At 44.2% G+C, this 10,959-nt stretch carries 12 protein-coding genes and 1 pseudogene; 6 read left to right on the forward strand and 7 right to left on the reverse strand.

The features are described from left to right. Window positions 1-185 precede the first annotated feature (185 nt). The 3 genes from MUCPA_RS07875 to MUCPA_RS07885 are packed head-to-tail and all read left to right on the forward strand — an operon-like array spanning window position 186 to window position 2,780. Window positions 186-1,559 carry a cytochrome ubiquinol oxidase subunit I gene (locus MUCPA_RS07875; RefSeq protein WP_008505619.1) on the forward strand — a complete coding sequence of 458 codons (1,374 nt, stop codon included), beginning with the start codon at window positions 186-188 and terminating at the stop codon, window positions 1,557-1,559. A gap of 28 nt (window positions 1,560-1,587) precedes the next feature. Then, window positions 1,588-2,622: a cytochrome d ubiquinol oxidase subunit II gene (cydB, locus tag MUCPA_RS07880; RefSeq protein ID WP_008505620.1), complete on the forward strand. Its 1,035-nt coding sequence runs from the start codon at window positions 1,588-1,590 to the stop codon at window positions 2,620-2,622. Then, complete coding sequence (locus MUCPA_RS07885; RefSeq protein WP_008505622.1) at window positions 2,619-2,780, forward strand: Txe/YoeB family addiction module toxin; 162 nt, start codon at window positions 2,619-2,621, stop codon at window positions 2,778-2,780. The genes cydB and MUCPA_RS07885 overlap by 4 nt, the downstream gene beginning before the upstream one ends. 99 nt (window positions 2,781-2,879) lie before the next feature. Here the strand turns inward: MUCPA_RS07885 and MUCPA_RS07890 are convergent, their stop codons facing one another. Together MUCPA_RS07890 and MUCPA_RS07895 are read right to left on the reverse strand one after the other, a co-directional pair. After that, window positions 2,880-3,464: a non-canonical purine NTP diphosphatase gene (locus tag MUCPA_RS07890; RefSeq protein WP_008505623.1), complete on the reverse strand. Its 585-nt coding sequence runs from the start codon at window positions 3,462-3,464 to the stop codon at window positions 2,880-2,882. Window position 3,465: 1 nt separating this feature from the next. Then, window positions 3,466-4,056 carry a hypothetical protein gene (locus tag MUCPA_RS07895; RefSeq protein ID WP_008505624.1) on the reverse strand — a complete coding sequence of 197 codons (591 nt, stop codon included), beginning with the start codon at window positions 4,054-4,056 and terminating at the stop codon, window positions 3,466-3,468. Window positions 4,057-4,239: 183 nt separating this feature from the next. Here MUCPA_RS07895 and MUCPA_RS07900 point away from each other — a divergent pair, with 183 nt between their 5' ends. Next, a complete protein-coding gene (locus MUCPA_RS07900; RefSeq protein WP_008505625.1) occupies window positions 4,240-5,613 on the forward strand; it encodes a peptidylprolyl isomerase in 1,374 nt (457 codons plus the stop codon). A 12-nt stretch (window positions 5,614-5,625) separates the two neighbouring features. Next, on the forward strand, window positions 5,626-6,591 hold the full coding sequence (locus MUCPA_RS07905) for an AAA family ATPase (protein ID WP_008505626.1): 966 nt from the start codon (window positions 5,626-5,628) through the stop codon (window positions 6,589-6,591). Here MUCPA_RS07905 and MUCPA_RS07910 read toward each other — a convergent pair. Then, on the reverse strand, window positions 6,588-6,902 hold the full coding sequence (locus tag MUCPA_RS07910; RefSeq protein ID WP_008505628.1) for a phosphoribosylpyrophosphate synthetase: 315 nt from the start codon (window positions 6,900-6,902) through the stop codon (window positions 6,588-6,590). The two genes, MUCPA_RS07905 and MUCPA_RS07910, sit on opposite strands and share 4 nt — an antisense overlap. Before the next feature lie 194 nt (window positions 6,903-7,096). After that, a complete protein-coding gene (locus MUCPA_RS07915) occupies window positions 7,097-8,059 on the reverse strand; it encodes an isopenicillin N synthase family dioxygenase (protein ID WP_008505630.1) in 963 nt (320 codons plus the stop codon). A 204-nt stretch (window positions 8,060-8,263) separates the two neighbouring features. On the opposite strand from MUCPA_RS07915, the gene MUCPA_RS35805 reads away from it, so the two are divergent. Next, window positions 8,264-9,913, forward strand: coding sequence for a DUF6600 domain-containing protein (locus MUCPA_RS35805; RefSeq protein WP_008505631.1), 1,650 nt, complete (start codon window positions 8,264-8,266; stop codon window positions 9,911-9,913). Between the two features lie 55 nt (window positions 9,914-9,968). On the opposite strand, the gene MUCPA_RS36885 is transcribed toward MUCPA_RS35805, so the two are convergent. The 3 genes and pseudogenes from MUCPA_RS36885 to MUCPA_RS07930 form a co-directional block, all read right to left on the reverse strand. After that, window positions 9,969-10,382 (reverse strand): transposase, encoded by a 414-nt coding sequence (locus tag MUCPA_RS36885; protein ID WP_394330556.1) that lies wholly within the window; start codon window positions 10,380-10,382, stop codon window positions 9,969-9,971. Between the two features lie 124 nt (window positions 10,383-10,506). Next, window positions 10,507-10,749, reverse strand: a complete 243-nt coding sequence (locus MUCPA_RS39505) for an IS3 family transposase (RefSeq protein ID WP_083839314.1) — start codon at window positions 10,747-10,749, stop codon at window positions 10,507-10,509. After that, window positions 10,710-10,959 (reverse strand): annotated as a pseudogene (locus tag MUCPA_RS07930) (hypothetical protein); the annotation flags it as partial. The gene MUCPA_RS39505 and the pseudogene MUCPA_RS07930, both read right to left, overlap by 40 nt.

Raw genomic sequence — 10,959 nt, forward strand, 5'->3', positions numbered from 1 at the left:
GATAACCCAGTTCATATTTCTAAATTAGCATTTTATCATTACCTGAATAATAACATTAATTTTTATAAAGTAACATACCGGTTACAATTCATATCTCTTCTAAATTGCAAAAAAGCATTTTAATACCATTGTAAAGCTTAGGCATTGCCGATATTTGTCCAAACAGCTACTCAAAACGAATTGTTATGGACGTTGAAATTCTTGCACGTATACAGTTTGCCTTTACCATCGCTTTCCATTATATATACCCGCCTTTAAGCATCGGCCTGGGTTTAGTGATGGTAATTATGGAAGGCATGTTTCTTAAAACCGGCAACAAGCTTTATGAAAAAATGACGAAGTTTTTCGTCCGGATCTTCGCGCTCATCTTTGGTATTGGCGTGGCTACCGGCATTGTAATGGAATTTGAGTTTGGCACCAACTGGGCCGTTTACTCGCGCTATGTAGGTGATGTTTTCGGCAGTGCCTTAGCCGCCGAAGGTATCTTTGCCTTCGCGCTGGAATCGGGCTTCCTGGGCATATTGCTTTTTGGCTGGAACCGGGTGCGCCCATCGGTGCATTTTTTTGCTACCGTAATGGTTACCCTGGGCAGCATGTTTTCCGCCGTGTGGATCGTAGTGGCCAATTCATGGCAGCAAACACCTACCGGTTATCATATTGTAGGTACTGGATTACACGCCCGTGCCGAGATCACTGATTTTTGGGCGATGGTTTTTAACCCGTCCATGGTATCGCGCATCTCGCATGTATGGCTGGGTTCATTTTTATCCGGTGCTTTCCTGGTATTAAGTATTTCGGCCTACTACCTGCGCAAAAAACGTTATCTCGAATTTTCAAAATCGGCATTTAAAATCGGATTGGTTGTTGCTACTTTATCGGCATTGGCACAGTTATTTGTGGGCCATAAATCGGCAGATGTAGTGGCCGAATATCAACCTGCTAAATTAGCCGCTCTTGAAGGCCATTACGATGGCAGCAAGCCCGGCGACATGTATTTAATGGGTTATGTTGATCAAAAAAAACAAGAAACCCACGGACTTTATATCCCCGGCGGCCTCAGTTTTTTAACTAAAGGTGATTTTAAAGCTCCCGTAACCGGACTTAATGATTTTAAAAAGGAAGACAGGCCGTCGGCAGTTAACTTTGTTTTTCAAACCTATCATTTAATGGTAGCCATAGGCATGTTCATGATAGCCTTAACGCTCTATAGTTGCTACCTGTGGTGGCGAAAAAGTTTGTTTAACAAACATTGGCTTATGGTTATCTTTTCGTTCTCGGTATTGCTGCCGCAAGTAGCCAACCAGGTTGGCTGGTATAGTGCCGAGGTTGGCCGCCAGCCCTGGGTGGTATACGGCTTATTGCGTACATCAAAAGCTTTATCGCAGGCGGTTACTGCGGGCCATATTGTATTTTCGCTCATCCTGTTTACCTGGGTGTACCTGGTGCTTTTTGTGCTGTTTATTTACCTGCTCAACAAAAAAATTAAGCGCGGCCCATTTGATGAGGAAAACCTGGATCATAGTCCGCGGCATATTGAGATGGCTGATTCATTAGCATAATATTAGACAGGCTGAAAATTATACAGATATGGCAACATTTTTAGGCATTGATTATCCAACCTGCTGGTTTTTGCTGGTAGGGGCCGTATTTACCGGCTATATTATTTTAGATGGTTTTGACCTGGGTGCAGGCATTATACATTTATTTTTTACCAAAGAGGAAAGCCGCCGGATAGCGCTCAACGCCATTGGCCCCGTATGGGATGGTAATGAAGTATGGATTGTAATTGGCGGCGGGGCCTTATTTGCAGGCTTCCCCGAGGTATATGCATCTTTATTATCCGCCTTTTATGTGCCCTTCATTTTATTTTTGTTAGGGATTATATTCCGGGCCATTTCGATCGAGTTCCGGAGCAAGGAACCGATGTTGTGGTGGCGCCGCATGTGGGACATCAGCTATTGCGCATCGAGCACGCTGATTGCTTTTTTGTTGGGCGTTATTTTGGGCAACGTTACCGAAGGGATCAATATGGGTCCCGACCATGTTTTCCGCGGCAGCTTCACCGAGTTTTTAAACCCTTATGCCCTGCTTACCGGCGTAACCACCGTTGCCCTGCTGATGATGCACGGCGCTATCTACCTGGTGATGAAAACCGAGAACCGCCTGTATACCAAGCTCACCCTGATTGTGAAAGACGCAACTATCTTTTTCGTGATCATGATCCTGCTTACCTCATTTTATACTTTACTGTATCTGCCTAAAATGGCCGCCGTGATCAGGAATTATCCTGAATTATTTGTTGTACCCGTGATGATGGTGCTTACCATTGCCAATATCACCCGCCAGATCACCAAGCGCAAATACTTATATGCCTTTATATCATCGGCCGTAACCATCAGCTTATTAATGATATTGGTGGCTATGGAACTTTACCCCAATATGCTGGTATCCACACAATCGCCAGCCAATAACCTCACGGTTTACAACGCCTCCTCATCGCAAAAAACACTGGGTATCATGCTGGTTGTAGCCGCCATTGGCGTGCCTCTGGTGGTAGGCTATACCACGTTTGTGTTTGTTACTTTTAAAGGAAAGGTAAAGCTGGATGAGATGAGTTATTGAGTATAGAAACGCCCTTTAATGGCCTTGGAAAACCCGAGGCGTTAAAACATAACCTTTCAGATAAATGGTCAAGAAGACTAACAAAAGCCGATAGCGTTATTTACCAGGTAAAAGGCGAAATAATTTATATATACTCGATCAAAGGTCACTACGAATAATACTGTATTTCTATAAGCAAGCCGTTTTTTTGGCCGCGAGCAAAATATTCTATTTGTAAAATTTCAATTATCTTAATTCGTTTCCTATCGGCATAGCCCTCACTTCAACCCAGCCAAAAATTCCACCATCTTTTCAACTGCTCTCCCACGGTGGCTAATGCTATTCTTCTCCTCCATGCTCATCTCCGCGAAAGTAATATCGTAACCATCCGGCTGAAATATAGGATCGTAGCCAAAGCCTTTGCTGCCCGAGCGCTCCGTGCGGATGGTACCTTCTACCGTTCCATCAAAAAAATACTCCTCACCGTTCCACAGCAGCGAGATAACCGTGCGAAAACGCGCTTTTCGATTATCTTGTCCCTGTAGTTTAGCCAGCACCTTATCCATATTAGCCTCATGATCGCCATGCTTGCCAGCGTACCGGGCCGAGTATACCCCAGGCTCGTTTTGCAGCGCATCAACCTCCAAACCACTGTCATCTCCAAAGCTGTTGAGCCCGTATTGATTAAAAATAAACCTGCTTTTGATAGATGCGTTTTCAGCGAATGTTTCGCCAGTTTCAGCAATTTCAGCATCACAATGGATATCGTGCAGGCTTAACAGGATGAACCTATCACCTGTTTTGGCGGCAACCTCTTCAATTTTATGCCGGTTATTGGTGGCAAATACTAATTTGTACTGCATACTATAATAGTTTCATTTGTTCCCAAAAAGCTTTGGTTTTATCCCGGTCGCCCATCATCTCGGCAAAACTATAGGTATAAAGCGCTTTTATTCCGCTCATATCTCCCAACTGATTTAGCGCACACTGGTTCCAACCGGCCAGCAAACCCCTTGCCCCCAAAATCAACAAGCGCTCCGGCTTAAAATATTGCTGCAAGGCCCCGGCTGTGGTATCATCATTTTTGGCAATATTAATGATGGCTACATCATCTAAAGTTAACTCCTTCCGTTGCAGGGTACTAATTAAGGCTGCATAATGCTTATCGTCCATTAACTCAGCCCCGGGGTAGCAGCAAATAACCAAAAACCGCTTATTATTTTTCCCGGCGTATTCAAATTTAACAACCGGGGCTGCCGCCGTCTCCTGCGTTGATGGTGGCACAACAACCACAGGAGCTGACGAAACGGGCGCTTCCACTAACAATACAGGCCTTTGCTCGGCATCGCCGCTATCGCTGGGCGCAACCCTGTTCAGGTTACCCAAATCATTTTTCACAAAAAAAATATCCTCGTGTATAAGAAACTGGAGCCCGGCTATATTATCAATGATCATTTAACAAATTTTAACCAAAAATAGCTAAATTGTTCATACCTTATTCAGCATATTCGCAGCATAGAAGTATAATTGGGTGCGATCAAATTATTTTACAATCAAACTCAAATTATTTTCCGAAATTCGGGGCCTCACCTGTTTTTCGTAAACTGGTGATATATAATTTATAACAAAGAGAGATACATGAGAAAGTTTGGGTTAACCCTATTTATTTTATTGACTACATTAACATTTGTTAACGCTCAAAAGAAAACATTAGATAAAATTGCAGGTGTTGTAGGCAGTGGTATCATATTGCAATCGGATATCGAATCGCAATATGCCCAGTATCTCATCCAGGGCAATCCGCCAAATCCATCCATTAAATGTCTTATTTTACAACAGTTGCTTACCCAAAAACTATTGGCCCAACAAGCCGTAATTGATAGCGTTTTTGTGAAAGATGACGAAGTTGACGCTGAAGTTGACCGCCGGATGCGCAGCATGGTACAGCGGGCAGGTGGCGAAGAGCGCCTGGAGCAATTTTTAGGCCGCTCAATTATTCAGTACAAAGATGAATTGCGCCCTGATATCAAAGAACAACGTGTTGCTGAAAAAATGCGTCAAAAAATCACCGAAAAAGTGAACGTTACGCCTTTTGATATTAAAAAATATTTTGACGCTATACCGAAAGATAGTTTACCAACCTACAACAAAGAAGTTGAAGTAGGCGAAATATCGATAACGCCTAAATTAACGGCCGAAGAAAAGAAACAGTTTAAAGATAAAGCTGAATCCTTACGCGCACGTGTTAAAGGTGGTGAGGATTTTGGAAACCTGGCCCGTTTATACTCCCAGGATCCGGGTTCGTCTCCGGATGGTGGCGACCTTGGTTTTGCTGACCGCTCAACCTTTGTGAAAGAATTTGCCGCAATGGCTTTTAAATTAAAGGCGGGCGAAATATCGCCTGTTTTTGAAACGGATTTTGGATTTCACTTTTTACAAGTGATTGAGCGCCGCGGCGAGCAGGTACACGTAAGACACATCTTAATCAAGACGGAGGTAAGCCAGGGTAGCCTTGACCGTGCCAAAGTTAAAATTGACAGTGTGTATACGCTGTTAAGCGGCAATAAAAAAATAGATTTTTCGAGCGCGGCGGCTTATTATTCGGACGACCGCGATACCAAATACAATGGCGGGATGATGCTTAACGCAGATAACGTACAAAGCCGTACTACTTATATTCCTACCGATAAATTAGACCCACAGGTTGCCTTGGTGGTAGATACCATGAAGATTGGCGAAATTTCTAAACCAGCGTTATTTACCGCGCAGGATGGAAAAAAGACTTACAAAATTTTGCTGTTAAAATCAAAAACAGATGCTCATAAGGCTAATTTGGCCCAGGATCTTCCTAAAATTAAGGATTTAGCTTATGAGGATAAACTGAATAAATCTGTAAGTGAATGGTTTGAGAAAAAGCGTAAAGATACCTACGTTAAAATTGATCCTGAATATCAAAGCTGCCCACAGCTTAAAATATGGGCAAGCAGTCCGTCTACAGCTCAGGTTAAATAACACCAGCCAAATATGCAGCAATACCAGTCTGACGTTGAAGCAGCCAACGCCTTAAAAGCAGCCTACCAGCAAATACGCGCCGAAATTGGCAAAGTGATTATTGGCCAGGACGAGGTGGTGAAATCGGTACTGATCTCGATCTTCAGCAACGGACATTGCTTGTTGGTTGGTGTTCCGGGACTGGCTAAAACTTTACTGGTGCAAACTGTGGCTAAAGTGCTCGACCTCAATTTTAACCGGATCCAGTTTACGCCCGACCTGATGCCGTCGGACATCATCGGATCGGAAATTTTGGGCGAGGACCGCAACTTTAAATTTATCAGGGGGCCGGTATTTGCCAACATCATCCTGGCTGATGAGATTAACCGTACCCCGCCAAAAACCCAGGCCGCTTTGCTGGAAGCTATGCAGGAAAAATCGGTAACGGCTGCCGGAGTAACCCATCATTTAGAACAGCCATTTTTTGTTTTAGCTACTCAAAACCCGATTGAGCAGGAAGGCACCTACCCGCTGCCAGAGGCACAGTTGGACAGGTTTATGTTTAATGTAGCGCTAAACTATCCAACATTACAGGAAGAGATCCAGGTGATAAAAAACACCACAGGATCGGTAAAACCCGAAGTGCATAAAATACTAAACGGCAAGCAGATCGTTTTCTTTCAGCAACTGGTCCGTAATATTCCCATTACAGATCACGTTTTGGAATATGCGGTTAAGCTGGCTGCCAAAACACGCCCTAACACAGCCCTGGCCACACCTGATGTTAACCGGTTATTAAGTTGGGGAGCAGGACCGAGGGCATCGCAGTTTTTAGTGCTGGGCGCTAAATGCCATGCCGTTATATCGGGTAAGTATTCTCCGGATGTGGAAGACGTGCAGGCAGTTGCCAAAGCTATTTTGCGTCATCGGATAGTACGCAGCTATCAGGCTGAAGCAGAAGGCATCAGCGCTGATCAACTGATAGAAAAACTATTTTAGCTTTCCATTTTAAGGCTATTGATAAAGGCGCTCTTGCGTTCATCAGCGTAAACACCGTAGGCGTCTATCAATACCCCCTTCAGGCCCGAAGCGCTTTCAATAGCGTACACTACCGAGCTATCTTCCGGATCACTGGCACCTTCAAAACGATATACTTCGGTTATCTTCAGTTCCTGCGGGTTAAATTGAACACCCTTCGGGTCGCAAAATAAATATTGATCTTTAAAGTTAAACTCGTCAACATAGCCACGGGCCTTTAGGTCATCAAGAGCCTGAGTAACTGTTGCATAGTTGTATTGGTCTGCATTCATAGGTATGTTTTAAATGTGCAATTGAGTAAATGTGCAAATGTGCAAATTTTTAATGGGCAAATGCGAATTAGAATGTGCAAATTCCAAATGTGGAAGTGTGCGAATTTAGAACAAGGAAATTCTATCTGCACGCTCCTACACTTTCCTATTCCTATTTACTCATTCGCTCATTTACTCATTTGCACATTTTCTAATTATTTTTTCAATCCTATTTCGCGCAAACGCTCATCAAGGTAATCTCCGGCTGTAATATCCGAATATAGTTTAGGGTGCTCTGCGTCAATAGTTGAATCCAATGAGGTCAAGTCCATTTCTGAACGGGGGTGTAAAAAGAACGGTACCGAATAACGCGAATATTTCATCATTTCGCGCGGTGGGTTAACTACCCGGTGCGTGGTTGATTTCAGTTTACCATTAGTTAAACGTTGCAGCATATCGCCCACGTTAACTACCACGTCCTCGCCTTCGGCTTTGATAGCGAACCAATCGCCATCGCGTGTTAACACTTCAAGTCCATCGGCGCTGGCACCAATTAAAAGGGTAATCAGGTTTATATCTTCGTGTGCTCCGGCGCGCACGGCATCAGGCGGCAAAGCATCAGGATCTTCAATGGGGAAGTAATGCAGGCATCTTAAAATGGAATTGCCGTTATGGATCTTGTCATCAAAATAATCTTCAGGTAAATCCAGATACACGGCAATAGCCTTTAATACCTGGCTGCCAGCGGCTTCCAGTTTTTTATAGATCTCGTAGGTAGTGGGGTTAAACCTGGGCAATTGGGTTACCTGTAAGTTTTCAGGATACTCGTCCTTCACCGGATCGCCATCGGTAACAGTTTGGCCTATCTGCCAAAACTCCTTCAAATCGGGCACTTTAAAACCCTTGGCCGTTTCTTTACCCTTACTGGTGTAACCACGCTGGCCGGCCAGTTCCACTTTCTCATAGCTTAGTTTTACCTCTTCGGGCAATGCAAAAAGTTCTTTCACCTGGCTGTACAGGTCGTCTATCAATTGCTTGCTCAAACCATGATTGGTAATGGTAACAAAACCGGTTTCGTTAAACGCCTTGCCAATATCGTCCGAAAACTGCTTGCGTTGCTCTGGCGTTCCGTTTACATAGGTGTTTAAATCCAGGCGTGGGATATTTACTTTGCTCATAAAAATCTTATTTGTAAATGTAAAAATATCTAATCGATTTGTTAAGCGCTACCTTTATTAAAAATATTTCTTGTAAACCGCCTTATTCTGCAAAATCTGCAAAAACGAAACCCAATCGTTTCACTAATGGTAAACTTTATATACAAATAAACGTTATGATTGTTGTATAGTCAAACTATCGACTATATTTAGATACAAAGAGCCATGAAATCTATAAATAAAATATGGGGAATATTGCTCACCGCATTTTTGCTGGTGGTAGCAAACCCCGCAAAAATACTGGCGCAGCCAGGCGAAACAGTTTCTTTCCAGACGTTTTATGACGAACTTCAACCTTACGGTACCTGGGTTGATGACCCCAACTATGGCAGCGTTTGGATACCCGATGCCGAAGACGGCTTTCAGCCTTATGCCACAAACGGGCACTGGGTTGTAACCGAGTATGGCAACACCTGGGTATCAGATTATGAGTGGGGATGGGCACCCTTCCATTACGGCCGTTGGCGCTATGATGATTATTATGGCTGGGAATGGATCCCTGGCAGCGAATGGGGGCCTGCATGGGTTAACTGGCGTACCGGTGGCGATTACTATGCCTGGGCGCCAATGGCCCCCGGTGTAAGCATCGACATTTCGTTTGGCGGTTATAACGTACCCAACGACTATTGGATATGCGCGCCAAGAGCGTACATTACGAGCCCGCGTATTTACGATTATTATGTACCCAGAACACGGGTAGTTAACATTATTCGTAATACTACAATTATCAATAACGTGTATGTTAACAACAACAGGCGTTTTGTATCAGGTCCGCGTCCGCAAGATATTGAGCGTTATACTAACAGACGGGTTGATATATACCGCATCAATAACTCGAATAACCCGCGTACGACGATAATACAGAATAATACGGTAAACATCTATCGCCCTACTGTAATCCGCAATAATAACAATGGCGGGGATAGGCCGCGCCCCAGCCGCGTTGTTGACGCAACAGCTTACAGGAATGCCCACCCTAACGAGGGTATCGCCAACAGAAGCAACGGTGCAACCATCAATCACACTAATGCAACCCGCCTGGCACAAACAGCAAGAGATCCACAGGCACAAAACAGCAATATTGTAAGGGTGAACAATCGCCCAGGTGTTGCTACTACGCCTAATGGCAACAATCCAGGAAACAATAACAACGGCAGGCCCGCAACTAACGGAAATCAACCAGGCATAAGTAACCCGACCAGTAATCCGAATGCTAATCCTTCCAATAATTACAATGGCAGGTTTAACCGGAACGGCAACCAGAATCCTACAGCAAACCCTGGTGGAAATACTAATCCCAACAACGGCAGGCCGACACGCCCCGATGCAAGCCCCGCTAACCCAACAGGTGTGCCCAATAACAACAATCCGGTTAACCCAACTACCAACAACAACGGCAGGTTTAACCGAAATCGCGATCAGCCAAGCTCGGCAACGCCAAGCCAAAGGCCAGCAGTAACCCAGCCGCAGCAACAACAAACTGAGCAACAAAGGCAGCAACAGGTACAACAGCAGCAGGCCGAACAACAAAGGCAGCGACAGGCTCAGCAAAGTCAACAGCAGCGGGCGGAACAAATAAGGCAGCAACAAGCTCAGCAAAGTCAACAGGCAGATCGGCAACGCCAGCAACAAGCGCAGCCTCAGCAGCAAAGACCGCAAGCACAGCCACAACAACAAAGGCCGCAAGCACAGCCGCAACAACAGAGGCCACAAGCACAGCCGCAGCAACAAAGGCCACAGGTTCAAAGGGCGCAGCCTCGCCCGCAGCCTGAAGCGAAGCCAGAACGTAAAGAGGATAAACCCGCTTCAAGATAATGATAAAGAGGCTGTCTCAATGGTGTGACCCCAAAAAGTTGGACAGTTTACAAAATTAAGTTTTTTGTACGAGAGCTCGGTATTCCACCGGGCTCTTTCCATTTAACCTGTTTTTTATTCTTTCATTGTTATAGTAATGAATGTATTCTTTTAACGAAGTTATAAATTCTTCCGCAGTTTCAAAGCTCTGTTTGTACAGTAATTCTGTCTTTAAGATCCCAAAGAAGCTTTCGGCCAAGGCATTATCCAAGCAGTTTCCCTTTCTGGACATGCTTTGAATAATTCCATGTTTTTCCAAAGCCTTTCTATATCCATAATGTTGATATTGCCACCCTTGGTCAGAGTGAAAAATAAGTCCCCTTATATCTTTCACTTTATCAAAAGCCTCATATAACATTTCATCTATCATCTGCATATTTGGAGATTTTTGAAATACTATAAGAAATGACTTCCCCGTTGAACATGTCAATTATAGGAGATAAATAGATCTTCTCCCCTTTAATGTTCATCTGAGTGACATCCGTAGCCCATTTCTGATTAGGCAGATTTGCCTCAAAATCCCTTTCAAGTACATTAGGGCAATTTTACCAACCTCACCTTTGTATGAGCGATAACTTACTTTCCTGATATTGCATTTTTAGGCCTAATGTTCCCATCAATTCTTGGACAGTCTTGTGATTTATGCTATAACCCCGGTTCTTCATTTCGGCGGTGACCCGCCGATAACCATATCTGCCTTTATGCAAGTGGTATATACTTGCGATCTCTCCTTTTTCATGCTTGTATTTATCATCATTTAGGCGCTTGCGATGATAATAAAATACAGAACGAGCCAGCTATCATTCAACGGCACTGATTTGATATGCTGTTGTAATGCACCCGAAAATAGCAAAACGGCCAAAGCACCCAATATCGCGTTAGCAAATACATTGGAGATCCTGGTCACGGCATTATTTACCCCGGATGCCGTTCCCGAAAAATGATCGCTGACGGAAGCCATTACTGTTGCCGTAAGCGGCGCCACAGTGAACGACATTCCCAGTCCG

The sequence above is a fragment of the Mucilaginibacter paludis DSM 18603 genome, assembly GCF_000166195.2.
Classification (GTDB): Bacteria; Bacteroidota; Bacteroidia; order Sphingobacteriales; family Sphingobacteriaceae; genus Mucilaginibacter; species Mucilaginibacter paludis.

Coding starts and splice junctions, on each gene's coding strand:
- MUCPA_RS07875 (WP_008505619.1), top strand. CDS start 186: ATGGACGTTGAAATTCTTGCACGTATACAGTTTGCCTTTACCATCGCT.
- cydB (WP_008505620.1), top strand. CDS start 1,588: ATGGCAACATTTTTAGGCATTGATTATCCAACCTGCTGGTTTTTGCTG.
- MUCPA_RS07890 (WP_008505623.1), bottom strand. CDS start 3,464: ATGCAGTACAAATTAGTATTTGCCACCAATAACCGGCATAAAATTGAA.
- MUCPA_RS07895 (WP_008505624.1), bottom strand. CDS start 4,056: ATGATCATTGATAATATAGCCGGGCTCCAGTTTCTTATACACGAGGAT.
- MUCPA_RS07900 (WP_008505625.1), top strand. CDS start 4,240: ATGAGAAAGTTTGGGTTAACCCTATTTATTTTATTGACTACATTAACA.
- MUCPA_RS07905 (WP_008505626.1), top strand. CDS start 5,626: ATGCAGCAATACCAGTCTGACGTTGAAGCAGCCAACGCCTTAAAAGCA.
- MUCPA_RS07910 (WP_008505628.1), bottom strand. CDS start 6,902: ATGAATGCAGACCAATACAACTATGCAACAGTTACTCAGGCTCTTGAT.
- MUCPA_RS07915 (WP_008505630.1), bottom strand. CDS start 8,059: ATGAGCAAAGTAAATATCCCACGCCTGGATTTAAACACCTATGTAAAC.
- MUCPA_RS35805 (WP_008505631.1), top strand. CDS start 8,264: ATGAAATCTATAAATAAAATATGGGGAATATTGCTCACCGCATTTTTG.